Origin of the sequence: Nonomuraea sp. NPDC049758, assembly GCF_040674635.1 — a bacterium.
In the GTDB taxonomy this organism is placed as follows: Bacteria; Actinomycetota; Actinomycetes; order Streptosporangiales; family Streptosporangiaceae; genus Nonomuraea.
On record NZ_JBFAMZ010000031.1, the window covers coordinates 1 to 26646 of the forward strand.

At 68.2% G+C, this 26646-nt stretch carries 24 protein-coding genes and 3 pseudogenes; 13 read left to right on the forward strand and 14 right to left on the reverse strand.

Annotated elements, in window-relative coordinates; genetic code table 11:
• Window positions 1-213: 213 nt before the first annotated feature.
• Both AB0J46_RS46520 and AB0J46_RS46525 read right to left on the reverse strand, forming a co-directional pair.
• Window positions 214-459, reverse strand: a pseudogene (locus AB0J46_RS46520) (alpha/beta hydrolase); the annotation flags it as partial.
• A gap of 425 nt (window positions 460-884) precedes the next feature.
• Window positions 885-1454: a TetR/AcrR family transcriptional regulator gene (locus AB0J46_RS46525; RefSeq protein WP_364342128.1), complete on the reverse strand. Its 570-nt coding sequence runs from the start codon at window positions 1452-1454 to the stop codon at window positions 885-887.
• 69 nt (window positions 1455-1523) lie between these two features.
• On the opposite strand from AB0J46_RS46525, the gene AB0J46_RS46530 reads away from it, so the two are divergent.
• Complete coding sequence (locus AB0J46_RS46530; RefSeq protein ID WP_364342131.1) at window positions 1524-2489, forward strand: 2-dehydropantoate 2-reductase N-terminal domain-containing protein; 966 nt, start codon at window positions 1524-1526, stop codon at window positions 2487-2489.
• Between the two features lie 32 nt (window positions 2490-2521).
• On the opposite strand, the pseudogene AB0J46_RS46535 reads toward AB0J46_RS46530, so the two are convergent.
• Window positions 2522-3424 (reverse strand): annotated as a pseudogene (locus tag AB0J46_RS46535) (DUF4158 domain-containing protein); the annotation flags it as partial.
• 350 nt (window positions 3425-3774) lie between these two features.
• Entirely contained in the window at window positions 3775-4671 is an 897-nt protein-coding gene (locus AB0J46_RS46540) for a LysR family transcriptional regulator (RefSeq protein ID WP_364342134.1), read from the reverse strand.
• Window positions 4672-4793: 122 nt separating this feature from the next.
• Between AB0J46_RS46540 and AB0J46_RS46545 the strand changes: the two genes are divergently transcribed.
• Window positions 4794-5255 carry a carboxymuconolactone decarboxylase family protein gene (locus AB0J46_RS46545; RefSeq protein WP_364342137.1) on the forward strand — a complete coding sequence of 154 codons (462 nt, stop codon included), beginning with the start codon at window positions 4794-4796 and terminating at the stop codon, window positions 5253-5255.
• A gap of 27 nt (window positions 5256-5282) precedes the next feature.
• Window positions 5283-5912, forward strand: coding sequence for a hemerythrin domain-containing protein (locus tag AB0J46_RS46550; RefSeq protein ID WP_364342140.1), 630 nt, complete (start codon window positions 5283-5285; stop codon window positions 5910-5912).
• 87 nt (window positions 5913-5999) lie between these two features.
• Here AB0J46_RS46550 and AB0J46_RS46555 read toward each other — a convergent pair whose 3' ends face one another.
• Window positions 6000-6953, reverse strand: coding sequence for a LysR family transcriptional regulator (locus tag AB0J46_RS46555; protein WP_364342143.1), 954 nt, complete (start codon window positions 6951-6953; stop codon window positions 6000-6002).
• Between the two features lie 76 nt (window positions 6954-7029).
• Between AB0J46_RS46555 and AB0J46_RS46560 the strand changes: the two genes are divergently transcribed.
• Both AB0J46_RS46560 and AB0J46_RS46565 read left to right on the forward strand, forming a co-directional pair.
• On the forward strand, window positions 7030-7446 hold the full coding sequence (locus AB0J46_RS46560; RefSeq protein ID WP_364342146.1) for a carboxymuconolactone decarboxylase family protein: 417 nt from the start codon (window positions 7030-7032) through the stop codon (window positions 7444-7446).
• Between the two features lie 101 nt (window positions 7447-7547).
• The gene (locus AB0J46_RS46565) at window positions 7548-7856 is read left to right on the forward strand and encodes a dihydrofolate reductase family protein (RefSeq protein ID WP_364342322.1); all 309 of its coding nucleotides are present in this window, start codon (window positions 7548-7550) and stop codon (window positions 7854-7856) included.
• A 62-nt stretch (window positions 7857-7918) separates the two neighbouring features.
• Here AB0J46_RS46565 and AB0J46_RS46570 read toward each other — a convergent pair whose 3' ends face one another.
• Complete coding sequence (locus tag AB0J46_RS46570; RefSeq protein ID WP_364342149.1) at window positions 7919-8455, reverse strand: hypothetical protein; 537 nt, start codon at window positions 8453-8455, stop codon at window positions 7919-7921.
• A 113-nt stretch (window positions 8456-8568) separates the two neighbouring features.
• On the opposite strand from AB0J46_RS46570, the gene AB0J46_RS46575 reads away from it, so the two are divergent.
• Entirely contained in the window at window positions 8569-8859 is a 291-nt protein-coding gene (locus tag AB0J46_RS46575; RefSeq protein WP_364342152.1) for a hypothetical protein, read from the forward strand.
• A gap of 276 nt (window positions 8860-9135) precedes the next feature.
• On the opposite strand, the gene AB0J46_RS46580 is transcribed toward AB0J46_RS46575, so the two are convergent.
• The 3 genes from AB0J46_RS46580 to AB0J46_RS46590 form a co-directional block, all read right to left on the reverse strand.
• Window positions 9136-9459 (reverse strand): hypothetical protein, encoded by a 324-nt coding sequence (locus AB0J46_RS46580; RefSeq protein WP_364342155.1) that lies wholly within the window; start codon window positions 9457-9459, stop codon window positions 9136-9138.
• The gene (locus AB0J46_RS46585; RefSeq protein ID WP_364342158.1) at window positions 9447-10634 is read right to left on the reverse strand and encodes a polymorphic toxin-type HINT domain-containing protein; all 1188 of its coding nucleotides are present in this window, start codon (window positions 10632-10634) and stop codon (window positions 9447-9449) included. Before AB0J46_RS46585 ends, AB0J46_RS46580 begins: the two co-directional genes overlap by 13 nt.
• A gap of 192 nt (window positions 10635-10826) precedes the next feature.
• Window positions 10827-11564: a hypothetical protein gene (locus tag AB0J46_RS46590; protein WP_364342161.1), complete on the reverse strand. Its 738-nt coding sequence runs from the start codon at window positions 11562-11564 to the stop codon at window positions 10827-10829.
• Window positions 11565-11923: 359 nt separating this feature from the next.
• On the opposite strand from AB0J46_RS46590, the gene AB0J46_RS46595 reads away from it, so the two are divergent.
• The gene (locus AB0J46_RS46595; RefSeq protein WP_364342164.1) at window positions 11924-12229 is read left to right on the forward strand and encodes a trypco2 family protein; all 306 of its coding nucleotides are present in this window, start codon (window positions 11924-11926) and stop codon (window positions 12227-12229) included.
• A gap of 16 nt (window positions 12230-12245) precedes the next feature.
• Entirely contained in the window at window positions 12246-16826 is a 4581-nt protein-coding gene (locus tag AB0J46_RS46600) for an AAA family ATPase (protein ID WP_364342167.1), read from the forward strand.
• Window positions 16827-16860: 34 nt separating this feature from the next.
• Here AB0J46_RS46600 and AB0J46_RS46605 read toward each other — a convergent pair whose 3' ends face one another.
• The 3 genes from AB0J46_RS46605 to AB0J46_RS46615 form a co-directional block, all read right to left on the reverse strand.
• Window positions 16861-17181 carry a hypothetical protein gene (locus AB0J46_RS46605; RefSeq protein ID WP_364342170.1) on the reverse strand — a complete coding sequence of 107 codons (321 nt, stop codon included), beginning with the start codon at window positions 17179-17181 and terminating at the stop codon, window positions 16861-16863.
• Window positions 17182-17443: 262 nt separating this feature from the next.
• Entirely contained in the window at window positions 17444-17707 is a 264-nt protein-coding gene (locus AB0J46_RS46610; RefSeq protein ID WP_364342173.1) for a hypothetical protein, read from the reverse strand.
• A gap of 359 nt (window positions 17708-18066) precedes the next feature.
• Entirely contained in the window at window positions 18067-19005 is a 939-nt protein-coding gene (locus AB0J46_RS46615; protein ID WP_364342176.1) for an RNA polymerase sigma-70 factor, read from the reverse strand.
• 214 nt (window positions 19006-19219) lie between these two features.
• Between AB0J46_RS46615 and AB0J46_RS46620 the strand changes: the two genes are divergently transcribed.
• The 5 genes from AB0J46_RS46620 (at window position 19220) to AB0J46_RS46640 (ending at window position 23047) form a co-directional block, all read left to right on the forward strand.
• Window positions 19220-19717 (forward strand): carboxymuconolactone decarboxylase family protein, encoded by a 498-nt coding sequence (locus AB0J46_RS46620; RefSeq protein ID WP_326642816.1) that lies wholly within the window; start codon window positions 19220-19222, stop codon window positions 19715-19717.
• A gap of 14 nt (window positions 19718-19731) precedes the next feature.
• Window positions 19732-20490, forward strand: a complete 759-nt coding sequence (locus tag AB0J46_RS46625; protein ID WP_364342180.1) for a hypothetical protein — start codon at window positions 19732-19734, stop codon at window positions 20488-20490.
• Window positions 20491-20644: 154 nt separating this feature from the next.
• Window positions 20645-21229 carry an isochorismatase family protein gene (locus AB0J46_RS46630; RefSeq protein ID WP_364342183.1) on the forward strand — a complete coding sequence of 195 codons (585 nt, stop codon included), beginning with the start codon at window positions 20645-20647 and terminating at the stop codon, window positions 21227-21229.
• A 20-nt stretch (window positions 21230-21249) separates the two neighbouring features.
• The gene (locus tag AB0J46_RS46635; protein ID WP_364342186.1) at window positions 21250-22458 is read left to right on the forward strand and encodes a cytochrome P450; all 1209 of its coding nucleotides are present in this window, start codon (window positions 21250-21252) and stop codon (window positions 22456-22458) included.
• A 163-nt stretch (window positions 22459-22621) separates the two neighbouring features.
• Entirely contained in the window at window positions 22622-23047 is a 426-nt protein-coding gene (locus AB0J46_RS46640; protein WP_364342189.1) for a hypothetical protein, read from the forward strand.
• Window positions 23048-23391: 344 nt separating this feature from the next.
• Here the strand turns inward: AB0J46_RS46640 and AB0J46_RS46645 are convergent.
• Together AB0J46_RS46645 and AB0J46_RS46650 are read right to left on the reverse strand one after the other, a co-directional pair.
• A pseudogene (locus tag AB0J46_RS46645) lies at window positions 23392-24661 on the reverse strand (transposase).
• Between the two features lie 505 nt (window positions 24662-25166).
• On the reverse strand, window positions 25167-26324 hold the full coding sequence (locus tag AB0J46_RS46650; protein ID WP_364342325.1) for a DUF4158 domain-containing protein: 1158 nt from the start codon (window positions 26322-26324) through the stop codon (window positions 25167-25169).
• Between the last annotated feature and the right edge of the window lie 322 nt (window positions 26325-26646).

The window sequence follows — 26646 nt, forward strand, 5'->3', positions numbered from 1 at the left end:
GTCGTACCAGGTGCGTACGCCGTTCACTTCGATGTGGTCGGTCATCGTGCCGCTCGTTCCCTTCGTCGCGTACGGGTCTACGAGACTGGTACGACGCGGCGGCCGGAAACTCATCGCACGTCACCGCCGGAGCTGACGCGGAAGGGCCGACGCCATCGGCGGAAACGCCGGTCCAGGTCGTCGAGCGGTTGCGCGCCCGGGCCGCACAAGGGTTCAGCGGCAGACCGTGCCGGGCGTGGGGAGCGTCCCGGAGATCAGGTAGCGGTCGATGCTCGCGGTCGTGCAGGCGTTACGCAGGTATGAGGTGTGCCCGTCGCCGTCGTAGGTCAGCACCTGCGCCCCCTTGATGCCCCTGGCCAGGCTCTTGGCCCAGGCGAGCGGCGTCGCGGGATCATGCGTGTTCCCGACCAGCAGAACGGGCGGCGCCTGGGTGATGTGCACCGGCTGCTGCGGATTGGACGGCGGGACGGGCCGTCACGGCCGCAGTTGCCAGCGGCGGCCAGATGGTCGCGCCAGGGCGCCATCTCGCGCGGGGTGACGGCGGAGAGCTGGTCGTGGCCGAGTCCCTCGGTGATCCAGGTGGCGAAGCGCTGCAGATGCCGGGAGATCTTGGCGGTGACCTCCGGCGAGCGGACCCCGCACACGGCCAGATCGAGGTAGCGCTCGATCCAGGCGGGCAGGCTGTCGTCGGCCGGATCGAGCCGGTCGGGGAGCGCGACCACCCTTCGTGAAGTGATTTCGGCGCGATCCGGTCCGGCGTGCGGGGACGCCGAGCTGGGGGTGGGGGACGGCATGGGCCCGATTACTTCACGGAAGGGTGGTTTCCTGAAAAGAACTGGCGGCCCTGGGAAGAGGTGACGGGCGTTGGCCATCCGAAGTTTTGGTCATAGGGGGCGGCGCAGCCCGTCCAGCACGAGGGTGATGACGTCGTCGGCCTCGGCCCGCCAGTTGGGACTGTCATGGGCCGCGCCGATGCCGTGCAGCGCCATCATCACGGCACCGGCACCCACGTCGTCGCGAACGGCGCCGTCCCGCACGGCGGCGGCCACCAGGTCGGTGACAGCCTGCTCCAGCGCCCGGCTGCCCTCGGCGAGGGCGCCCGAGCGATCGGCCATGAGCGTGGCCAGCGTCCGGGCCAGGCCCTCGTGGGCAGCTATGTGGTCGACCATGCCGCGCAGGAAGGTCGCCAACGCCTCCGCTGCGGGCAGTGTGGCCTGTAGCCGGCGGGCGCGGTCGCACAGCGCGGCGATCTCGCCGTGGTAGACCGCCTCAGCCAGCGCCTCCCGGGTGGGGAAGTGGCGATACAGCGTGCCCGTACCCACCCCGGCCAGACGGGCGAAATCATCGAAGCGCAGGTCGAAGAAGCCACCGGCGTCGAAGACCTCCCGGGCCTTGGCGAGCAGGGCGTCACGCTTGCGCTGGGCATCGGCCCGCAGGGGCTTGTCGGCGGTCATGCGCTACCTCGCGTTGACAAATGGAGATGACCTCCAAATCGATCCTACTCCACGAGGTCGAGGTGCAGTGTGAAGATCCTGATGTTCGGCCGAGGCGTGATCGCCACCATCTACGGCTGGGTTCTGCAACAGGCGGGACATGACGTCGAGTTCTACGTCCGGCCGGGTCGCGCGGAGACGTACGGGGACGCGGTGGACCTCGACCTGCTCGATATGCGGCGCCGGGTGTGGGGGCAGCGCGTCGCCGAGAGGTGGCCGGCGCGCTACCGCGAGGCGCTGGAGCCGGACCACGACTTCGACCTGATCGTGCTCAGCGTGCCCCACCATCGCCTCGCGGAGGCGGCGGCCTTCCTGTCCCCGCGTGTCGGCCAGGCCACGGTGCTGGTCTTCGGCAACATCTGGACCCAGCCGCTGGCCGCGATCGGCGCACTCCCCGCCGACCAGATCGCCTGGGGGTTTCCCCAGGCCGGTGGCGGTTTCGGCGCGGACGGCGTAGTCCACGGGGCACTGCTGCCGTCGGTCATCTTCGGCACACTCGACCGGCCTGCGACCAACCGGGAACGGGCTGTGCGCCAGGCGTTTCGCGAGGCCGGGCTCCGGATCAAGGAGCGGCCTGACTTCCGCGGCTGGCTGTGGGTCCATTTCGCGTCGGATGCCGGCATGTTCTCGCAGGGCCTGCGACTGGGATCCCTGTCCCAACTGGCCGGGGCAACGGGCGACCTTCGCGAGGCGCTGCTGGCCGGCCGCGAACTGCTGCCGCTCCTCCAGGCGCGCGGCCTCGACCTGCGACGGCACCGTGGCGGTGTGCTGCCGTTCCGGGCGCCCACCTGGCTGACGGCACCCGTGCTCGCCTGGCTGACCGCTCATGTCGCGCCCGCGCGCGTGAGCCTCACGGCGCACTCCGACCCCGACGCCGAGGAGCCGCGTGCGGTCTGCCGGGACACCCTCGCCGAAGCACGACGGCTGGGCATCTCGGTACCACGACTGGAAGCGGCGGAACCGCACTTCGCCCGCGAGGGGACGAGTCGAGTCTGAATCCACCAATGTTGTCGGTCCCGGTGGTCCGTTGCCGCTCCTTGGTTCAGCCACTGCGCGGCCTTCTCCGCGTCGGCCACCGAGCACTCGCGAAATCCGAAATACTTGCGCACACCAGCCCGATGCTGCTTGATCGTCCGGCCGTCCCACTCATACAGCCCGAGCTCGGACGCCGGCACATCGACCAGCCGAGTGACGTCGGCGAACAACCCGGCCGGCAGTTCGATGCCCCGGATCGCGTTCAGCTTGCGGATCCCCGTCAGCGTCGAATCCAGGCTCACGTTGCCCGGCATCGCCTTGATCAGCGACAGGACCGAGCCCTCATGCTCGTCCAGATCGTCATCGCTCTCCTCGGTCTCCACCGCGGTGTTGTCGGCGGCCACCAGGGCAAGCACCCGGGCCACCGTCTCCGCATCCAGCCGCGCCGCGATTCGGTGAAACCATGTCTGCTCCGCGTTGTGCAGTGCCGACCGTACGATCCGAGTGATCCGCCCCGGCGAGGGCGGCTCGATCCGCTCCTGACGGCACTGCTTGAGCAGTTCCTCGCGGACCCGGTCGGACTGTCGTTCGGCGTGCGCGACGTTCACAGCCAGCCAGTCGGTCAGCTTGTCGGCGTCGGCGACCGAGCAATCCCGGAAGCCGAGGTGATCGCGGATCTCACTGCGATGACGCTCGATCGTCCGGCCTGACCAGTCGTACAAGCCCAAGCTGCTGGCCGACGTCTTGGTCTGCTTCGCGACGTAGTCGACCACCTCGTCGGGAAACTCCACCCGCCCACGCGGGAACCGACCGTGCTCCGTGAAGTACTTCAGCAACAGCGCGAAGGCCACACGAGCGCCCTCCTGCTTCGCACTGACCAGGCCGACCTCATCGCCCAGCACAGTCCAGTGCTCGATGAGCTCATCCATGCCAAGCGGCGGACGTTCCATACCCATGGATCCACGCCGGGCGCTTCGGCATTACAGGAGGTCAGACAAGGGATCTTCGAGGTTTGGCGGCCCATGACACATCGGTTAACGGCACCCCATGTTGTTGCGGCGCCACATGGCCGTCCGATGCATACACGCTCCTCAATGAGCACCGTCAAAGCGACGATCATGCCAGATGCCCGAATCTCGATGCCGAGACGATCACACACCGAAACCAGACGTCACGTTCCGCCCAAGATCAATCTCAGCGCCAACGGCTGTTCCTGGGTTTCTCAACCCCGGTTGTCGGCGCTGCCGGTCCAGATCTGACCGCTGCCCTGCCCGATCGCGGCCGGGTCGCGATCCACTGACTTCGTTCAGTGGTCAGCCAGCTCCCGCTGGGGGAGGTCGCTGACGATGCCGGCCAGCGCCCGGATGGCGTCGTTCTCAGCGTCGGTGCGCCATACCAGGGCGAAGCGCATGGCGGGCAGGCCGTTGACGGGCCGCCAGATGAGGTCCGGCCGGCTCCAGTACGGCGTGGCGTGGGCGGGGAAGAGATGGAAGATGTCACCGATGCTCATCAACGTGAGCAGTTCGTCCATGACGGTTACCAGGGGGCCGCGATCGAGCTCCCGTCCGCCGGGCGTGCGCAGGGGGACCAGCCCGGCGCCCCAGTAGGGGGGCATGCTGGCGCTGCTCATCTGGAAATCGGCGAGCATCTCGATGGAGATGGAGGAGCGGGCCGCCAACTGGTGATCCGTGGAGACTCCCAGCAGCCTGCTGTCGGTGAACAGCGTCGGGCCGACGGTGAGGTCGTCCTCCTCTATCGGCAACCAGGTGATGAGGACGTCCAGCTCACCGTTCCTGAGGACGGCGAAGGGATCGGTGAACGGGGCGTGCCCGAACCGTAGCTCCCACTGCGGGTGCCGGGCGCGAAACGCCTCCCAGTAGTCCCTCAGGTAATGGATGTTTCCGGGGATCATGCCGACGCGCAGGGTGCTGGTGATCCGCCGGGCGGCCAGGCGGGCACGTTCCAGGCTGTCACGCATGCTGGCGTAGACCGGGCGCAGGTCGTCGCGTAGCTGGCAGCCCAGCGGTGTCAGGCGGACGTTGCGGCGGTTGGAACGGTCGAACAGAAGCGCGCCGAGGCGGCGTTCCTGCCGGCTGATCGCCTGGCTGATCCGGGCCTGGGACACATACAGCCGCTCGGCTGTCCGGCCGAAATGCAGCTCGTCGGCCAGCGTCATGAAGATCTCGATGTCCCGCAGTTCCAAGGCGTCCTTCTTCCACCATAAGCGCGTGTTATCAGGTGGCTCGCGAATCTTACATTGATCCAGCGCGGCGTCCCGGCGAGGGTTGGAACTGCACTCACCTGCCCAAACAGAAGGAAGCGACCATGCAAGCGCGTATGAAGAACCCCGCCTTCGTCCTGCCTGACGGGATGAAGGGCATCGGAGCCATCTTCAAGGCCGTCAACCAGGGCGGCCTCTCGCAGGAATTGCAGGAGATCGTCGGGCTTCGCGCCAGCCAGATCAACGGCTGCTCCGCGTGCGTGCACGCGCACACCGCCAATCTGGTCAAGGCGGGGGAGAGCACGGAGCGGATCGCCGCGGTCGGGGCCTGGCGGGAGGCGCCCTTCTTCAGCGACGCGGAACGGGCGGCGCTGGAACTGACCGACGTGCTCACCCGGCTGGCCGACCGCTCCACCGACGCCGTGCCCGACGAACTGTGGGACCAGGTCGCCGACCATTACGACGAGCAGGAGATCTCGGCGCTGCTCCTGCTGATCGGTGTAACGAACCTGTTCAACCGGCTCAACGCCGCCATCAAGGAACCCGCCGGCGCCAGCTGGTCCTGACCCGCCACCATCACTTAAGGAGACACTGTGAGCGAAACGATCGACATGACGGCGATGTACGCGATGCATGACGCGCTGCGGCGCGAGCTCGAGCACATCGCCCGCATCGCCGGCCGCGCCGGCGGCGACCCGCGTGCTGTCCTGCGTACGGCGGTCGGCTGGGAACTGTTCAACAGGTCCCTGCACGTCCACCACACGGCCGAGGACGACGCCCTGTGGCCCGCGCTGCGCGAGACCCTGGCGGACCGGCCCGACGAGCTGTCACTGCTGGAGGCGATGGAGGCCGAGCACGCCGCCATTGATCAGGTCATCGAGGCGATCAACGCTTCCCTGTCCGATCCCGGTTCCGGCCTGGACCTCCTGGCTGACATGATCGACTCCCTGGTCACCGGGCTGAGCGGCCATCTCAGGCACGAGGAGGCCCAGGCGCTGCCCCTCATCCAGGCCTTCGCGTCCGCGCAACAGTGGGCGCACTTCGGCCAGGTCCACGCCCAGCGGATCGGCCCTGACGTGCCCAGGCTCCTGCCCTGGCTGCTGGAGGGCGCGAACGAGCAGACGACAGCGACGCTGCTCGCCCCGCTCCCCGATCCCGCGCGCACCGCCTTCACCACCCAGTGGCAGCCCGCCTACACCACCCAGGCTCGCTGGCCCGCCTGACCGATCAACCCGGCCCTGTCTTCAGGGTCGGCGCGAATCCGAGAACGCGTTCGAACTCGCCCAGGTCGGGATGCGGATCGAGGTCGCTCACGGCATGTCCACCGCGCCCGGATCGCCGCCTTCGATGTCCACGGCATGAGGACGCTCTTGTCCATGGTGTTGCAGCGCGACGAGCGTGTCGCGTACCCGGTGCAGCAACGGCGCCTGGTCGGCGGCCCGCCACACCAGGTGCAGCACGGTCTCGGTGCCCTCCAGCGGTCGCGGCGTCACCCCGACCCGCCGCAGCGCCCGGTGCGAGTCGGCCAGTACGGCGGCGCCGAACCCGGCGGCGACCAGCGCGAGCAGCGTCTGCGACGAGCGCCCTTCAGCGCCGATCCGCGGCACCACCCCGGCCTGGTGGCACAGCGCGATGATCTCGTCGTAGGAGCGGGGAGAGACCTCGCGCGGCCAGATGACCAGCGGGATCTGCCCGAGCGCGGTCAGCGGCGCGGGCCGGGAGCCGTGGGCGAGCGGGTGCCCGGCGGGCAGGAACAGCGTGAGCGGCTCGCGCCACCACACGTGCGTGGCCAGCCGGGCGTCCCTGGCGGGCAGCCGCTGGACGGCCAGGTCGGCCTGGCTATCCAGCACGAGGCCGGACATCTCGGGGTCGCTGAAGCTCTCCCGCAGCCGCAGGTCGACGCGGGGCAGCTCGCGGCGGAGCCGGCCGAGCGCGCCGCCGAGCGGGCCGTTGATGCCGGACCCGGCGAAGGCGATCGTGAACTGCCCGGACAGCCCCTGGCCCGCCAGCCTGGCGTCGTCGAGCGCGGCTTCCGCCTCGGCCAGGACGGTGCGGGCGCGCCGTACGAGGGCCTGGCCGGCAGGGGTGGGGGTGAGGCCACGGCCGGTCCGCTCGAACAGGGTGCTGCCGACCTGCCGTTCCAGCTCGCGCAGCTGGCGGCTGAGGGTGGGCTGCGTCAGGTGTAGCCGCCTGGCCGCCGCGCTGACGCCGCCCTCCTCGGCGATCGTGACCACGTAGGTGAGCAGCCGCAGCTCCATTTCCATACCTCCTGAGCATGGCAAGTATAGGCGCTGTGTTTGGTAGGGCATGGCTGGGCCAGTCGCGGGCCAGCATGGAGCCATGAACAACGGGATGAACCGCCAGGAGCGCTACGACCACGGCATGAAGGTGCTGAGCGAGATCGACGGAGAGGCGGCGGAGCGGGTGGTGGAATCGCTCGCCGACGTCTCGCCCGAACTGGGTCACCAGGTGGTGGCCTGGGCCTTCGGCGACATGTACGCCAGGCCCGAGCTGGCGCCGCGCGATCGTCAACTGGTGACGCTCGGCGTGCTGACGGCGCTGGGCGGGTGCGAGCCGCAGCTGTACGTGCACGTGAACGCCGCGCTGAACGTCGGGCTCACGCCGACGGAGATCGCCGAGGCGATGCTGCATGCGGCGACCTACTGCGGGATGCCGCGTGCGATCAACGCGACGCTCGTGGCCAAGCGGGTCTTCGGCGAGCGCGGCCTGCTGCCGATCACCAACGCCTGCTACTAGGCCCGGCGCTCGGGTCGGTGCCACCAGGCGCAAAGTAGAGCGTCCGCGCTGGTCAGAGGGCCCGGACGGCAGGTGGGCCTTCGGGGAGGATCGGACCGGATCTGGCCGGCGCGGTGCGCGAGATCCGTGACCGGCACGAGCACGTGAAGGTCGTCGGGAGCCTGAACCTGGTGCAGACGCTCCTGGGCGAGAAGCTCTTCGACCGTCTCGACCTCTGGGTGCACCCGATCGTGCTCGGCGTCGGGAAGAAGGTGTTCGACGATGACGCGGTGCCCGCGAACGTCACGCTCCTCGAACCGCCGGTGGCCGGCCCCAAGGGCATCGTTTACCTGCGCTACGGGCTCGCCGACGACATGCCGGGGACGGGGAACATGGGCGCACCCGATCGCGGCGCCGGGCGCGACGACTGAAACCGTCCGTGCCGAAGCCGGCGACGTCATCGAGATCGTGCGGGCGCGCCGGCGGTCGCCGGTCAGGGCGACAGGATCGCCGGTAGGGCCCAGGTGAGGAGGGGCCACGAGCAGCCCAGCCAGATCACGTGCCGGAGGACGGGGATCTCGCGAGTGACGTCGCCTCCGCCCGACTTGTCCGCCTGTTTTCTGCGGTATTCGAGGATGGCGGCTGCCACCCGCCTTGAGGTGCGGTTGCCGGTCAGCTCGCCCAGCAGGGAGGAGGAGAACGCGAAGGAGGCGATCTCTCCTGCGCCGCGGGTCCTTATCTCCATTCCTCCGTCGGGCTCCACATCCAGGATGTACCGCCAGGGGATGCGGTAGGTGAACAGCGGGTTGTCCACCACCAGTTCCTTACGGCACAGCCGCACTGCGGGGAAGAACGTCGCCACCGCCGACACCCAGCAACTCAGCGTGACAACGGTCCCCGCGACCAGCCGGCTGAGGAGGTCAGGGAAGGGCACCGTTGTCACTCCCCCCAGGTACACCCACATCAGGAACACCTCGCCCAGGACCCCCGCCGCGACGGTCCAGCGGTTCTGATAGCGCGTGGTCATCACCAAGTACCACCCAGGTCCGTCGGCCGTGGTGTCACCGATGAGCTCAAGCGTTGAGCCCCCCGCATCGGGCACCATTGATCATGCTGCCTGTCACACAACGCCACATGATCTGATTGGTCAATGGGAGAACGGCCGTCCTCGGGTCCGGAGGGCTGGTCGTCCTGATCAGGGGCAGGCCAGGCCCGAAGGCCCTGGAGGGCGCGGCGGTTCAGCCAAGGAGCCCGGCCCGGGACAGGCGCCCCTGGGTCTCCTCCTGGGACGGCGACCCCCACCACGACGTCAACCCCGCGTGCGGCCACCACCTGCGCGCGCTGTGCGGCGGGTGCGGGGTCTGCACCACCTGTGACGGCTGTTACTGCACCGAGCTGTCCCGCGAGGCCGCCATCGACGCGGCGACCCCCTGACCACCTCCACCCAGCGCCAAAATCCGGTCTGATCCTCCTTTGAGGCCGGTGGCCGCCGGAGCGGTTACGGCTGTGGACAACAGGGGCCGGGCAGCGGCCGAATCATGGCGTTCGAGGGTCCTAGGCGCTGACCTGGGCGGATGCGATTGGGGAGACCCGACAGAGCTCGCGTTCTGTCGGATCAGCCCTCACTCTGAGCTACCTTGCCCCTGGTGGCACGGACCCGAGCGCCGGGCCGCGCCGGCGGACATCTGACGGGCATCAGGCAGTCGTCATTCATGGAACTCCCAGAATGTCCATTATTCGAGTGGTTGCGAGATCAAGAATTCGCTCCACGTCTTCGCGAGGAGTGCCCGCTTCAACCACTCTTTCGATCTGCCATTCTATAAATACTGGCATAAACCAGAGAAGCTTGACAAAGGATGCATTTACAAGCTCATCCTCGACAGGGTCGACCTCGCCCAATAGCTCGACATAGGCAACGGCAAGCTCTTGAACAAATTCTCCGCCGCGCAAGCGGCCCAAGAAACCCGTCTCATCGTCCCACGTCAGATCCAACGCCTCCAGGAGTTCTGGATCGTCATGCCTCAATCCCAACACCCCACAATCGCATCAGAAGGTATATAGCCATGGATCAAAACCTCCTGATCCTTTTTGGCATAGGAATCTATCCTACCCTTCCCAGGGGACCCCGGGGAGACGTCGACGACTGCTCCAGGAATCTTGGAAAGATCGATAGCAACCACCCCGTTTCCTTGATTGTATTTATCAAATGCCACGCTCGGCAACTTTGAGGTGGAAATCCAGGGACTTTTACGCTTACCAGCTACATGCGATAGCGGAGTGACAATGGCATTGGGATCGCGAGCCGTGAGTCCCAGAGCCGGGTCCTCGCCATGAGCCAAAGCCTTCCAGACAATCCCTGGCCAGGCATCTTCATCTAGGGGATTGTCGTTGTGGACGAGGATCGCTTGATCGCCTGCTACCACATGGTAGGTATGCAGGTCATCGATCGTGAGGTTGTGGACCTGTTGAACAGCGGTCCGGACTGCGATTGCAGCTATCTGGACGTAGGTGCCTGCTGAAGTTTGCAGCCACATACCAGGCTGCAGTCGACCAGCATCGACCCAGAGACGCATCGCTGGCACCCAGAAGGGGTGGTTGCTGGTGGCTGTGATGGTGCTGGTCGCGGTTCCTGCGGGGCCATCGACATCGATGGTGAGCTTGACGAGGTGTTTGTTGCCCTCGCCTGTGATCAGAGCGGTGACGGGTTCGGCTTCGGTGCGGCCGCTGCGTGGGTCGGTGGCGATGACTCGGTCGCCGATCTTGACGTCTTCGATGGCCTTCGTCCTGCCGTCCGCCATGAGGACCTTGGTGCCGGAGACAAAGCTGTTGGGCTGGTTGCAGGTGTAGGCGGAAGGCGGCGGGGGATCGCCGTAGTCAGGGGTGGGATCGTTACCTGATGGGTCGACAGCGGCTACGCCGTCGGCGCAGCTTCCAGCGGTCCGAGGGCCTTCGTCGCAATTGATGATGGGGTCACGGGTGTCGCCGAACTGGTCGCCAGGTACGCCGAAGTCGGTTCCGATGCCGACGGACCCGCGGTCCCAGTCGGTGCCCTCGATGTCCCAGCAGGGCATCCCCTGCTTGCAAACGATCTTTGGCGGCGCAGGTACGGCTATCTCTCCCTGCGAGCCCTTCTTTCCATCATCCTGCTTATTCTTTTCCTCTTCCTTCTTCTTCGGGCTGGCGGTGGGGAGGGTGGCCTTTTGCCGCACTTGACCCTGCATGCACGGGGCGGGGTCTGGGGCTTAGGCGCAGTTCTCGTCGTCTTTGCCAGGCCACTCCTAGGTTGGGGCCTTGGGTGCGGAGTGTCGTCGCCGGACTTAGCGGACGTTTTGGCCTTCTTGGGGGTCTTCTTGTGTTGTGGCCCCGGCTCGCGATGCTGCGGTCCATGTTGTCTCCGTCCATCACGCGTTCCCTTCTGGAGGCCGGGGAGCCTGCTCTTCCAGCTCGGTGAGCCGCGCTCGTGCGCCCGCAAGGACTTCAGCCGTGTTCGGGTCCTCCGGGTTGGCCTCGCAGATCGCCGTGTACAGCGCGACCTTCCGCCTGGCCAAGCCCAGTTCAGCCTTGCTGCGCTGCTCGGGGGTCAGCTTCGGCGCGTTCTTGTAGATGCCGACGCCGCTCAGCAGGCTGGCGGCCTCGATGACGAGCCCGGACTGCTCGGTGGTGTCCATCGGCTTGTAGGCCGGCGGGGTCCAGTCGTCCACGGGGGCAGCGCCGGGTTCGGTGGCTCGGTTCTGCCAGCGCTGGATGCGCCGGATCGTCCCGGCCGCGTCGGCCACTTCGCCGAGCTGGCAGTAAGCCTCTTCGGGGATGAGCCAGGCCAGGAGCGCCTGGCGCCGGAACTCGGTCTCGGCGCTGCCGTACCGCTCGTGCGCGGCCTGCTTGCTGATCTCACCGAGCGCGGACCCGATGGTCTCCCAGCTGGCCCCCTTGAGCCGCTCGTAGACCACGACCTTCGCCAGGATCTCACGGGCTTGCTCGAACAGCCGGGCGGCCTGCTCGACTATCTCGCCGGGGCGGGCCCATTCGTCGTTGCTCGGGTCGACCAGGCCGCGAAGGCGGTCCGAGGCGTCGGCGGCCTCATCGGCCACCGCCAGGCGCGCCAAGGCCCGCCGGCTGAGTGCGATGTCACTGTTGCTCATGCGTCAAGAAAACCTTGACACATCATCGGAATCAAGCTGTTCTTGACGTTCATGCCTATTGAGGTCAACGCGATGATCGCGAAATGTCGAGTTGATCCAGTGGCTTCGAATCGTGATGTTCTGCTGCGTCAAGTCGCTGTACGTGATGTTGTGATCGCACTACCGTCGCGGTCATACGGGTGTACGAGACGAGCGCCGGGTCGTAGCGGTGCACGGGGTGCGCGAGCAGTCGCTGCTGAAGCGTCCGGTGCTGCAGGACTGCATGACGTGGCCTGGTGGCCTGCTGACGGCCGCAGATTGCGCGCTCAGCGGTCCACGATCGCGTCTCCTGGCCAAGGCTTTGTGATGCAGGAGGGTGTATGGGGGAGCTTGGGCTGCCGGAGGCGATCGAGCAGATCCGTCAGGAACTGCGGGAGGCGATCGCCCAGGGCGCTGAGGCGGAGATCCAGTTTCCTGTCGGGGAGGTGACGCTGGAGTTTCAGGTCGGGGTGAAGAAGATCGGCGAGGGTAGCGGCAAGGTCAAGGTGTGGGTGCTGGAGGCGGGCGCCGGCGGCAAGATCGAGCACGATCGGGTGCAGAAGGTGACCGTCGTCCTGCAGCCGCCCGTCGATGCGCAGGGTGATCCGGTCAAGGTGTCGCGTCGTTCGACGGCCAAGCCGGGTTAGCCGAAAGGGGCGGGGCGTGCTGGTGGCGATCCAGGACCGGTTCGTCGAGGTGATCGCCCAGGTCACCGTCGGTCGCGGCTCGGGCGCCGGGACGGAGTGGCGGGTCGCCTCGGGTTTCCTGATCGACGGCCGCCACGTCTTGACCTCGTTGCATGCCGTCACCGACGGCGACATCGAAGTCCGTCGGGCCATCCCCTGGCCCGACGGCCCGAAGACGAGCTGGCGAGCGCGGGTGCTGCTGCGAGGGGAGGTCGGACACGCGGATCTGGCCGTGCTGGAGCTCACCGAGGACACGCCAGCCGATATCGGGCTGTTGCCGCTGATCGGATTCGCACGCATCGCCGACCGCACGGAGCGGCTGGAAGTGGTCGAGGAGTGCGGCGCGGTGGGGTTCCCGCGTTTCCTGGAGCGCGGCCACGGCGTGGCGGTGGTCCGTCAGGCCGCCCAGATCAGCGGCCGGATCCCCGTCTCACAGCGGCCGGGGCCGGGTCTGCTCACCCTGCAGACTGGGCATCGTCCTGAGGGGCCGCCGCTGCCGTCGGCCGGCACGGCGCTGGCGGGCTCGGCGTGGTCGGGCATGTCCGGAGCAGCGGTGCTGGCCGGCGACCTGGTGGTCGGGGTGGTGTCGGAACACGCGCCGCGTCAGGGTGCCTCGGATCTCACCATCGTGCCGATCACTCTGGTCGACACGCTCCCTGGCCCGGACCGTGAGGCGTGGTGGGCGCTGCTCGGCACCAGTCCTGGCCAGCTACGCACGCTGCCCGCGGCCGGTGGCGACGTGGTGTGGGCGGACGATTGTCCATATCAGGGGCTGGCGCCGTTCGGTCCGGACCAGGCGGCGCTGTTCCATGGGCGGGGCCAGGCCACTGCCCGGCTGCAGGCGATGGTCACCGGCAAGCAGGCGGAGGGTGGGCTGGTCATGGTGACCGGCGCTTCCGGGGCGGGTAAGTCGTCGCTGCTGCAGGCGGGGCTGCTGCCCGCCCTGACTGCCGCATCCAGCGGCCCCGGTGGTTGCGCGTCGTGGCCGCAGGTGTGTTTCACTCCCTCCGAGCGGCCGCTGCAGGAGCTGGCCGTGCAGTTGGCGGTGCGGTGCGGCGCCGATCCCGAAGTTGTGCTTGGCGAACTGCGTGCCGATCCGGCCCGGGCCAGGGTGCGGGCCCGGCAGGCGCTGGACGCGGAGGTGATCCGCCGCCGGCTGGGCGGGTCCGGCCAGGCCCCGCGGCGGCTGATCATGGTGGTGGATCAGTTCGAGGAGCTGTTCACCTCGTCCTTGCGCGGGCACGCTGAGGAGGCGGCCGCGTTCGTGGCCGCGCTCGACGCGATCGCCACCCCAGCCGGCCCGCCACCGGATGGTCTGCCGGACGCCGATCAGCACGCGGCCCGCGACACGAGCTCGGACCATCACTGCGGGGAACCGGCCGGGATCGTGGTGCTGGCGGTGCGCGGCGACTTCATCGACCGGTGCGCCGCCTACCCGGCGCTGGCGCGGGCGCTTGAGGAACGGGCGTTCGTGCTGGGTGCGATGAGCGAGCCGGAACTGCGGCGCGCGATCACCGGCCCGGCCGCATCAGCCGGGCTGCGGGTCCAGGACGGCCTGGCGGAGCAGGTGGTCCGCGACCTCATCGCCCACACCTGGGCCACGGCGGACGGGGCGCCGGGCGGCGGCTCGGTGGTGGGGGCGCTGCCGCTGCTGTCGATGGCGATGGTGCGCACCTGGCACAACCGCCACGACGGACAGCTGACCCTGCACGGCTACGACCGCTCCGGCGGTGTCGCCTCCGCCGTCGAGGACGCCGCCGAGGACACCTACCGCGCCCTGACCCCGCAGCAGCAGAAGGCCGCCCAAGGGATCCTGCTGGCGTTGACACTCATCGGCGGCGACGGGCAGCCCATACGGCACCGCGCGACCTTCAGCGAGCTGGCCGCACGCTGCGAGCCAGCCGAGCGGGAGATGGTCCGCCACGTCGTGACGGCCTTCACCCGCGCCCGGCTGATGGTGACCGGTTCCGCACCACCCGCCCCCGCCCCCGCACTCGCCGGAGCGCCGGGCGCATCCGACTCGACCGCGACGGGCAGCAGCGCTTCCGCCGCAGAGATCGGCGTTCCTGGGGAGCAGCTCGCGGACCCGGCGGCATCCAGCACCGTTGAACTCGCCCACGACGTCCTGCTCAGCGCCTGGCCACGCCTGCGCTCCTGGCTGGCTGAAGAACACGCCGATCGCCGGCTGCACAGCGAGATCTGCCAGGACGCCGTCGAATGGGAGCAGACCGGCCGGGATGTGTCGTTCCTGTACCGCGGCACCCGGCTGGAAACGGCACAGCACGCTGCGGCGAGCTGGCACGCCACCCCCGGCCGCCACCTCAGACTGCCCGCGACCGCCACCGCCTTCCTACACGCCGGCACCCGGGCCGCCACCCGCACCCGGCGCCGCTGGCAGGCCCTGTTCTCCGTCCTGGCTGGACTGCTGGTCATCGCGATCATCACCGCGGTGGCTGCTGTGCTTTTTGGCCAGGAAGCCGAACGGCGACGCACCTCAACACTCTCCAGCCAGATAGCCGCCAAAAGCCAATCCTGGCCCAACGACGCGGTGATGTCGGCGCGCCTGGCTGCGGCGGCATGGGCGATCACCCAGACCGACGACGCCCGAACCAGTATGTACGAGGTGGTCAGCCGGCCTGCACGAGGCGTCCTCACCGGCCACACCGACTCCGTGTCCTCGGTGGCGTTCAGTCCGGACGGCAAGCGCCTGGCCAGCGCCAGCGCAGACGCGACGGTTCGGATCTGGGATACGGCAACCGGCCGCCAGATCGGCACCCCCTTGACCGGCCACCGCGGCGAGGTGTATACGGTGGCGTTCAGTCCGGATGGCAAGCGCCTGGCCAGCGCCAGCGGTGACAAGACGGTGCGCGTGTGGGATGCGGCCAGCGGCCGCCAGATCGGCGCTCCCCTGATCGGCCACACCAGCAAGGTGTTCTCGGTGGCGTTCAGTCCGGACGGCACTCGCCTGGCCAGCGCCAGCGCAGACGCGACGGTGCGGATCTGGGATGCGGCCACCGGCCGCCAGATCGGCACCCCCTTGACCGGCCACACCGGCGAGGTGTACACGGTGGCGTTCAGTCCGGACGGCACCCGCCTGGCCAGCGCCGGCGGTGACAAGACGGTGCGGATCTGGGATGCGGCCACCGGCCGCCAGATCGGTCCTTCGCTCACCGGCCACACCCTCTGGGTGTTCTCGGTGGCGTTCAGTCCGGACGGCACTCGCCTGGCCAGCGCCGGCGACAGGGCGGTGCGGATGTGGGATGCGGTAACCGGCCGCCAGATCGGCGCTCCCCTGACCGGCCATACCAGCGGGGTGTTCTCGGTGGCGTTCAGTCCCGATGGCAAGCGCCTGGCCAGCGCCGGCGACAGGGCGGTGCGGGTGTGGGATGCGGCTACCGGCCGCCAGATCGGCGCTCCCCTGACCGGCCACACCAAGGTCGTGGAGTCGGTGGCGTTCAGTCCGGACGGCACTCGCCTGGCCACCGCCGGCGACGACAAGACGGTGCGAATGTGGGATGCGGCCACCGGCCGCCAGATCGGCTCCCCTCTGACCGGCCACACCGACGGCGTGCACTCGGTGGCGTTCAGCCCGGACGGCACCCGCCTGGCCAGCGCCGGCGGCCAGGGCGACAAGATGGTGCGGATCTGGGATGCGGCCACGGGCCGCCAGATCGGCTCCCCCCTGACCGGCCACACCGACATTGTGCTCTCGGTGGCGTTCGACCCGGACGGCAAGCGCCTGGCCAGCGGCGGCTACCGCGACGAGACGGTGCGGATCTGGGATACGGCCACCGGCCGCCAGATCGGCGCCCCCCTCACCGGCCACACCGGCCCGGTTTACTCGGTGGCGTTCAGCCCGGACGGCACCCGCCTGGCCAGCGCCGGCGGCTACCGCGACGAGACGGTGCGGATCTGGGACGCGGCCACCGGCCGCCAGATCGGCTCCCCCCTGACCGGCCACACCGACATTGTGTCCTCGGTGGCGTTCGACCCGGACGGCAAGCGCCTGGCCAGCGCAGGCGACGACAAGACCATACGGGTCTGGGATACGTCCACCGGCCGCCAGATCGGCGCCCCCCTCACCGGCCACACCTCTAAGGTGGTCTCGGTGGCGTTCGACCCGAACGGCAAGCGCCTGGCCAGCGCCAGTTGGGACGGGACAATACGGATCTGGGATGCGTTCACCGGCCGCCAGATCGGCGCCCCCCTGACCGGCCACACCGGCCCGGTTTACTCGGTGGTGTTCAGCCCGGACGGCACCCGCCTGGCCAGCGCAGGCGACGACAAGACCATACGGGTCTGGGATACGTCCACCGGCCGCCAGATCGGCGCCCCCCTCGTCGGGCACACCAGCGGGGTGGTCTCGGTGGCGTTCGACCCGGACGGCAAGCGCCTGGCCAGCGCCAGCGCCGACGATACGGTGCGGGTGTGGGACGTCGCCTTGCCGCCTGATCTTCTTCGAGAAGTCTGCGACATCGCGGCTCGACCGTTCACCCCTCAGGAATGGCAGCAGTACATCCCCGGTGAGCCATACCGGGATAGCTGTCCCAATCGCTGAGAGGAACGCCCCGAGCCCGGCCAACTGCAAGCGGCTAGAAGGCCGAAATGGTGGGGTCGCAGACGGCCACGACGGCGTTTTCGGCGATGATCCGGATCGGTACGTCAGTGAAGTCGGTGATGGTCACGTCGGTGAAGTCGTGCTCGAACGCCGACGTTCCCGGGGGGTTGATGCTCAGGTCGAGGTAGTCGGGCGGCGGCAGCTCGCCGATGTAGAGGAGAACCTTCGCGTCTTGGCTAAGGTCGTCGAAGCCTTCGTTGAACTGGCCGACCATGCGGACAGTAGAGTCCTCGGTCTGGGTGAAGGTGACCCGCCCGCCAAGCGCGTCGGTGTATGTGATGTCGCCGATTGCCATCTGGCACGCTCCGTTCGTCACGGGCCTTCCCCACCAGAAGCGCCCTTCACGGCGTCCTCCTCCCGAGCGTGGCCCCAGCCCCAAAGTGGGTGATCGTTGCAGGTCACCCCAGGTGACGGCGTCTCGCCGCAGATGCGGGTTTCGGTCGGGACGGCCGGGGATGAGTCAGGCGGCTTGTGCCGCGATAACGACGGCGAGCACGTTTCCGCAGGTCGCGTTGCTCGCTAACAGCTTTTATGTCAAGCCGCCCGGGAGCTCCCGGTTACTCAGTGCTACCTGGCGGCTGGGGGCATGCTCGGGAGCGGAGAGCCATTTCCGCGGCGTACTGCTCGGGGGTCAGCGCGGCGACGGAATGATCCGGTCCGGTGATCGCGGCGAGGTGGGTGAGGGTCTCGGCGTAGCAGGCGCGGGTAGTGGCCGCGGTGCGGGACTCCAGGAAGCGCTCGATGGCTGCGGCGGTCGTCGAGCCGGCCGTGCCGGGGAGAGGGGGCGGGTCGGGCTGTGCGGGGAACGCCACGACGGACACGGGCCGTCCTCCTGCACGTGGGATGTGACACATAATGTTGCCGAGTCGCCCGTGGCGCGGCGAAGGCCGAACTGGGCGGACAGGATCCGGCAACCGCCAGTGCGACAGATAATTCATCTTCTGTGTCGCAGCTTGGGCGTCAACCGTGAGCTGGTGTCCTGTGAGATGCATTCTGGCGCGCCCCACCGCGATCGTGTTCTTCGCCTTCCAGCGGCATTTCGTATTCGGCTTGTAGCGGCAGGTGCTCGGACAAAGGAGCCCGAGACGTCAGGCGTACGGCCGCGACCACACCGGCCGCGACCGTGCGCGAAGATCTGCGCGTTCAGGATTCCTCGGGTGACAGGTCTCCTGACGGGTTCTCAGCGGGTCACGGCGGTCTGCTGGTCAATACGCGACAGCTTCTCGGGATTGCGCACGTGGTAGGTGCCGGTAACGTAGCCGTTCTCCACTCGCACCGCCACCACGCCATCGATCTCGCCGTTGACTCGGACGAGCAGCCCCGGGCCGCCATTGATCTGCACCAACTCGACGGACCTTTCCGCGTCGCGCTTCCACCAGCCGACGGCCAGCAAGCGAGCAACGTTGTCAGCCCCCACGATGGGCCGCAGCAGGGCATGCTTGACACCGCCGCCGTCGCTCAGGGCGACGACGTCCGGCGCGAGGATGTCGAGCAGGCTCTGCAGCTCGCCGGTCTCGACCGCTCGTTGGAAAGCCTGGAGGGCGGCTCGGTGCTCGGCCGGGGAGCCGGTGCCGCGTGGCCGGCGCGCGGCGACGTGTGCCCGGGCCCGATAGGCGAGCTGACGGACCGCGGACGGGCTCTTGTCGACGGCCTCGGCGATCTCGTCGTAGTCCAGGTCGAACACCTCGCGCAGCACAAACACGGCCCGCTCGATCGGCTGGAGCGTCTCCAGCACCAGCAGCATCGCCATCGAGACGCTGTCGGCCAGCTCCACGTCCTCGGCCACATCAGGCGCGGTCAGCAACGGCTCGGGCAGCCACGGTCCGACGCAGGACTCCTTACGCCGGCCGAGCGCACGCAGCCGGTCCAGCGCCTGCCGGGTGACGATCCGCACCAGGTAGGCACGCTCCTCTCGCGCGGTGTCGAGATCCACGTCCACCCAGCGCAGCCAGGTCTTCTGCAGGACGTCTTCGGCGTCGGCGGCCGAACCGAGCATCTCGTAGGCGACGGTGAACAGCAGGTTGCGATGGGCGACGAACGCCTCGGTGGCGGGGTCGACGCGGTCGGCACGGTCGAGCGGCCCCGGTGTGTCCGTCGTTCGCTCGCTGCGCTCACTCACGCCTGGCCCCTGCCTGTCCGCGTTCAGCTCTACCACACGCATGAGACGCCGCTCCCGACCGTTTCGTAACACGCGCGATCGGTGATCCACGTCACATGACAGCGCTGTTACGGAGGGCGGGTAGCCGGCGTCTCGTGTTCGTCAGGACGCCGTGCGAACGATCCGTACGGCACGCGACACCACGAGCCCGAGTTTGAGAAGGGAAGCCCTCGCCATGTCTGCACCCACGACGACCGACCTCCGGTCGCGCATGCCCAACCCCCTCCCGTTCGTCCCCGAGATGGCAGAAGTCGCCGGAGGTTTGCACAAGGTCATCAAGAACGGCGCGATTCCGCAGACCACCGTCCACCTGCTGCAGCTGCGCGCCGGGCAGCTGCTCGGCAGCACGTACTTCACCATCCGGGAAACCGGCAACCTCCGCCAGGCAGGGGAATCAGAGGAGCGCATCACCGCCGTGGCCACCTGGCGGGACGCCGCCTACTTCACCGACGCCGAACGAGTCGCACTGGAGCTCGTGGAGGCGGTCCTCACCCCGAACCCGTCCGGGGAGCGCGTCCCCGACGAGCTGTACGCCAAGGCGTCCGCGCACTACGACGACAAGGCGCTCTGGACGCTCATCATGGCGATCGCCCACATCGGCTTCTTCACCCCCGCCGCTCTCATCGCCAAGCCGATCCCCGGCATGCCCCCCGGCCAGAACTACAGCGAGTAAGAAAGGCACCCAGCATGAGCATCACCACGTTCGCGGTGGCAGGAGCGACCGGGCGGCTGGGAGGCCATGTCGTCGACGTCCTCACCGAACGGGGGCACCAGGTCGTGCCGATGTCCCGAGCCACCGGCGTGGACATCATCACCGGTGAGGGTTTGGCCGAGGCGCTCACCGAGGTGGATGTCATCATCGACGTCGCCTCGTGGCACGCCTCCGACCAGGAGGCGGCGACGGAGTTCTTCCGCACCTCGGCCCGCAATCTGCACGAGTACGGCCAGAAGGCGGGGGTCGCCCAGATCACCGTGGCGTCCATCATCGGCGTCGACAAGGCCACCGCAGGTTTCCTCGCCGCCAAGAAGGTGCACGAGCAACTCCTCCTGTCCGGCCCGATCCCCGTCCGCATCCTGCGGGCCGCGCAGTTCCACGAGTTCGTCGGTCAGCTTCTGGACTGGCAGCAGGGCGACGTCGCCTACATCCCGGCCCTGCCCACCCAGCTCGTGGCCTGCCGCACCGTGGCCGAGGAACTGGTCGACCTGGCCCTCAACCCTTGCGAGCCCGCTCCAAGAACGCCGATCCCCGAGATCGCCGGACCCCGGAAGGAGATCTTGGCGGAGGCGGCCGCACTACTCGGCGCCCGCCGAGGCATCAAGGTCGCCGGCGTTGACGGCTCGGGCATGCCCGATGCCGAGATCGCCGCCGAGGGCGGGTTCTTGCCCAGCCCGCATGCCAAGCTCGCCGGCCCGACCTTCCAGGAGTGGCTCGACACCCAACCCTGAGCCGGCCCTATGACCGCGGCCTGGCCTTGTTCTCGGAGCTCCACGGCCCGGAGCTCCGAGAACAAGGCTTCCTCCGAACCTCGCTCGCCAGCGGCGTTCGGGGACTCAGTTTGACGCCTGGACTCATCACCGCATCCCGGAGAGGGGCTCACTCATGCCCGTCACCACTATCGACACAACAACCGCACTCGTCCTCATCGACCTGCAGAACGCCTTCGTCGCCCGCCCAGCAACCCCTTACACCGGCGCCGAGGTGGTGGCCCGTGCGGTCGAACTGGCCGACGCCTTTCGCGACCACAGCGCTCCGGTTGTCCTGGTCCGGGTCACGGCCCGCGCGGACGGATCGGATGCTGCTCCAGGACGCACCGAGATTCCGCGCCCGCCTGGCCCCCTGCCCGCGGGCTGGGACGTCATCGTCGATGACCTGGCTGGCCACCCCGGCGACATCACCGTGACCAAGCGCTCCTGGGGTGCCTTCTACGGCACCGACCTCGACCTGCAGTTGCGCCGTCGCGACGTCACACAGGTCGTGCTGGCCGGGATTGCCACCAGCATCGGCGTGGAGTCCACCGCCCGCGCCGCCTACGAACACGGCTACAACGTCACGCTGGTGACCGACGCCATGACCGATCTGAACTCGCAGGCGCATCGCAACAGCGTTGAACGGATCTTTCCCCTGCTCGGCGAGAGCGCCACCACCGCCGAGGTCATCGACCTGCTGGCCAAGACCCGCACCTGAAGATCTCACTCGATCACCAGATGAATGGACAGATGATGACGCAAGCGCCGGAATTGCCGCTGCACATGCGGCGGAACGGGTTCAACCCGGTTGAGGAGCTGGCCGGGGCTCGTGACGGAGAGGGTGTGGTCCGGGTCGAGACGCCGTTCGGCTCGCCCGCGTACCTGGTCTGCCGCCACGAGGATGTTCGCCAGGTACTGTCGGATCCGGCCCGGTTCAGCAGTGCCCTGACGCCGTTCCCGGGATCCGGGCAGATGGACGCCGACGAGTTGGCCAGGATGCAGGCCGGGCAGCTGATCGGATTCGACCCGCCCGAGCACACGCGGTTGCGCCGGATGCTCACCCCGGAATTCACGGCACGGCGGATGCGCAGGCTGGAGCCGCGGATCATCCAGATCGTCCAGACGGCTTTGGACGATCTGGAGCGGGCCGGCAAGCCGGCCGATCTAGTGTCACACTTCGCGCTGCCGGTGCCGTCGCTGGTGATCTGCGAGCTGCTAGGCGTGCCGCATGCAGATCGCGCCGAGTTCCACGAGCGTTCCGTGCGCCTGCTGGACACCTCCTTGCCGATGGAGCAGTGCCTCGCGGCGCAGCGGGAGGACCGCGCCTACATGGCGGGCCTGGTGGCCCGCGCCCAGGCGGATCCAGGCGAGGACATGCTGGGCATGCTGGTGCGCGAGCACGGCCACGATCTCAGTACCGATGAGCTGATCGGCATCGCGGGACTTCTGCTGCTGGCCGGGCACGAGACCACCTCAAACATGCTCGGCCTGGGCACCCTGGCCCTGCTGCGGCACCCGGACCAGCTGGCGATGATCCGCGAGGATCCCGCGCAGGTCGAGCCCGCCGTCGAGGAGCTGCTGCGCTGGCTGTCCGTCGTGCAGTCGCTGCCACCGCGTACGACCACGACGGATGTGGAGATCGCCGGGCATGCCATTCCCGCGGGCTCGCTCGTGATCCTTTCGCTTCCCGCCGCCAACCGCGACCCTGCCTTCATCGACAATCCCGACACCCTCGACATCACCCGGGGAGCCGCCGGCCACGTCGCCTTCGGCCACGGGGTGCACCACTGTCTCGGGGCGCCGCTGGCGCGGATGGAGATGCGCATCGCCTTCCCTGCCCTGCTGCGACGCTTCCCCAACCTGGCCCTGGCCGATGCATACGAGCGGGTGGACTTCCGGGTCTTCAGCCTGGTGTACGGCGTGCGCACGCTGCGGGTGATCTGGTGAGCGGGTGGCCGCTGAGAACTGACACCACCCGCAACCAGGAGCAGATCGTCATTGAAGCCTGTCCAGGGGGGCGGCTCGGCACTTGTCCGGATCCGGGGTGAGTCACCGCAGCCAGCAAACCCTTTCACCCCACCCAGCAAAACGACCACCAAGGAGTGATCCCATGTCATCGTCGGCCAAGCTACCCTTTCCGGCTCACGCGGAGCACGCCCCGCTTCCCCGGTTCTTTGGCCTGATGAAGGCGACAACGCTGTTCCTGGCTGCCACCCTGCTGATGCAGGCGTTCACCGCTGGACAGCTCTTGTCGAACGAGGGCGGCCGCCAGTTGCACGATGCCACGGGCGGCGCCGTCTCTGTCGCGCTGGTCCTCCAGGTCATCGCCGCGCTCCTGGTGTGGCGGGTGGGCCACGGATCAGCGCGATATCTGATCGTCAGCGCGTCAATGGTCCTGTTGACCGGCATCCAGTTCGTGGTCGGCGCCAGCGGCGACGTTGCCATCCACGTGCCCCTTGGCGTGGTGCTGTTCGGCGCGGGCACCTTCCTGGTGGCACAGGTATGGTCGACCCGCCCAGCCCGCACCGCCGACTGAACTCAGAGCCCGGCCTGCTCAATTCATCAACGAGGCGGCGCACACCTGCCGGGCGCGGTCGGCAGGATCGAGCTGCGCCAGCAGCGCCGCGTTGCCCGCTCTACCGAGGCGCTATGTTCTCGCCGACGCCAGCTGGGCCCAGTACGCGGTCGTTTCAGCCCCTACACCGACACATTCCATAGCGCCGCCTCACACGAGATCGAACTCCTACAGCCCCGTCACCGCGTGAGCGAGGTGGCTTCGCCGCAGCGCGGGGTCGGCGAGGAAGCGCAGCAGCGCCACGGAGGTGGCCAGTGCAAGCGGAGCAGCGGCCGCGATCACGGTCCTTCCAGGGTTCGGGGGCATCAAGGGTTGATCAGGAAGGTGGTGTCGGACTCGTTGACCAGCGTGGGGCGCAGAGGCCGCCAGCCGTCATCCAGTTTGGCCAGTTCGGCTTCGATGTCCACCTCGATGAACCCGAAGAAGTTGATGTTCTCGCGGTGGCCAGGGGCGATGAACGACAGCAGCTCGTCGGGAACCTCACGGCCCTGAGCGCGCAGCTCCTTGATCGCCATCCCGTAATACTCGGTCGTCCAGGTGATCACCGCGTTCGTCAAGATCGTAAGGCACCATGCCTGCTCGGTCTGGTCCTGCAGGTGAGGCCGGACAATGGTGCCCTGCTGGGCGTAGTGCAAGTCCCGGCGCAGCGCGTGCAGCGACTCGCCCTTGTTAAGCTGTCGGGAGATCTTGCGCCGGTAGACCGGATCCGAAAGATAGCGGGCGGCGTGGATAGTGCGGCGCATCCGCCCCCACTCCTTCAACGCCGCGGCCAGGGTGTTCTGCCGGGAGGCGGCCGACCACTTCCCGACGATGAGCGAGGCGGTGGCCTCCCCGAACTTCAGCGACCCGCCCATCCGTAGCAGGTCGGGGTAGCACTCACAGATCAGGTCCTCGTTCCATCGGTCGGCCAGCAGCGGCCCGGCGTGCGGGTAGAGCGCGTTGGTCGCCGCCGGGGTGTCGACCCGCAGCATGGTGATCCTGCCCAGATCGCGCATCCTGGGGGTGAAAACTTTGGCGACCAGGTCGAACAACCCGAAGTTGACCAGCGTGGCGCCGTGCGTATCAGTTGCGTGCTCGGTGATCGGAAGGTCGGTGGCCCTCGCGGGTGGTCGGCACGATCTGCTTCGTGCCGTACGTCGACCACTGGTCGGAGACGTGGGTGTAGGTCGACAGGACCCGGCCACCGTGGATGTTCATATCCCGGGCCGTCAAGCTCTTGCCACGGACGGGGAAGCGCTGCCCGTCCGAGGACGACATGGTGCCGCCACCGAATTTCTTGGCCAGCTCCAGCTTGTAGTGGTGGTTGACCAGGACCGTGTTCGCCTCGCGCAGCGTCTCCTCCCGCACATACCACTCCTGGGTCCAGGCCAGGGTGTCGTAGGACACCCCGCACGCCTCCGACATGCGGGTCAGGCCCAGGTTGGTGGCCCCGGCGATCAGGACGGCCAGGATGTTGCGTTTCTGCTCTACCGACAGCTTCGACTTGCGGCCGCCAGCGTGGGTGAAGCAGTCCAGGAAGCCGGTGCGGGCGTCCAGCTCGATCAGCAGGGAAGCAATCGGCACGAACGGCAGCATCCCCGACAGCTCCTCCCGCAGTTCCTTGGCCTCGGCCGGGATGTCCTCGGCCGACAGCGGCGGGATGACCAGCCGTCCGACCTCGTCCAGGCGGACCGCGCCGACGTCGTTCGGGGAGCTGGCGAGCGTCTCCTCCAGGTCCTCCAGGGCCTGGAGGAGCTCCTCCTTGACCTGCTCGATCGCCTCGACCGCCTGAGCGGGTTTGCGGACCAGCTTGCAGAACTCCGCTCGTTTGCCCTCCCACTGCTCGGGGGTGTACAGGCAGGTGCCCGGGTCGGCGTAACGGCGCGAGCCCGGCACGAACACATCCCGCTGCGCAGACCGTCCCGCAACGCGAGCACGGTGCACAGCTCCCAGTAATGCCGGAACGCGGTGTCGTCCCCGCTCTTGCGGGCCTTGGCCAGATAGTCGGCGTACCGGGCAGGCACGAACGACGTCGGCGCGCCGGCCGGGACCTTCCGGCCGCCGGTCTGGTTCAACTCCCTGAGGATGGCGACCGCGTCCATCAGGTCCGCGGTGCCGGGCCCGCCCTGGAAATCAATCGTGGCCAGCACCCTGGGGTGAACTTCCGCAGGTAGGTGTAGGACGCCTCCAACGCCGCCAGCCGCCCATGGTCGCGCGGCAGCGGCTTCCATCGCACCGCGGCGACCTCGCGGAGCTTGTCCATCCCGATCCGCTCCCGCAGCATCCCGCCGACACGTTCGTCCGGAACGCCCGGGTCAACCAGGATTGGCAAGATCACATCCATCAGCAGCTGCCGGGCCTCGCCCTTCTTGGCCCGCTTCGCCAAAGCCTCGTCCGTCTTGGCCTTGGCGTGCGACTCCCGCCCCGACACCGCCTGATCGAACAAGGCAATGACCTCGTCCAGCTGGTCCACCGCGGACTGGGCCACCACCGCGAGCAGGATCGGGAATCGGCGCTCCCCGCGCCGCTTCAATCCCTGCACCGTCGAGCGCCGCCCCAACGTGGCCAGGAACCGGCGCCGCTCCCGCGGCAGCATCGACAGATCCAGCAGATGCGCGTCCAACGCGCGCAGGTACATCAGCTTGCCGATCGCCAGCTTGATCGACGTCGGCGTCGCCTCCACCGCGGGCGTCGTCAGCCACGCCAGCCGGGTCGTTCCGATCTCCGGATCGTGCACCAGCAGCCGGTCTAAATCCGCCCGCATCGGCCCGGTCAACAGATGATCGACTTTCTCCGACGTCAACGCGCCCGCGCCGGTCCGAGCGGTCGCGACCATCTCCATCAGCGTGACCACGCCCGGCCGCACCACGCGCGCGCTGATCAGGAACTCCGCCGCCTGATGAAACAGCAGCGACGGCGAGTCGTGCTCCATCGCCCGGTCCAGCAGGAACTGTTCCAGCTCCTTCAGCGCCTCGCTCCTGGTCGGAACCGGTTTCCAGTCCAGATACTTCAGCACCAGCTTCAGATGATCACTGCGGGTCTGCGCCCGCCGCCCGTACTGCTCCAGCATCCCCGGATACACCGCCAGCTGGTTCGCCAGCCGAAGCACCGCCGCCTGCGGCACCGCCCAGATGTCATCGGGCACGAAACCCAGCCACGGTAACGTGCACAGCTGGACGGCCAGCCCCAGCCGCGCCGCGGGCCCGCGCCCGCCGCCACGGTCCAGGTTGTCGACGAAGCCCAGATCCTTCCGCGTCAGCGTGAAGAACGGATCAGCTCCTCCCGGCCGATGTCCGGATACGACCGCAGCCGCTCCATCTGCTCATCAGAGAAGAACTGGGTCGCCAACCCCATCAACCTCCACGGAAGCACCACAACCAGTACGAACCGTAGCGGCAAAGATCGGTAAACCGTCCCAAGAAGCCGAATAACCACAGGTCAGAGTTGGGTTCGCTGGATTTTCCGCGATTGCTACCGGAACCCCGTGTCACACCGACGTCACGGTGACACGGCGCGCCGAGATAACGATGGACTGACACGAACTATTACTTTTCCGTCACCACCGAAAGTGGGCCAGAGCC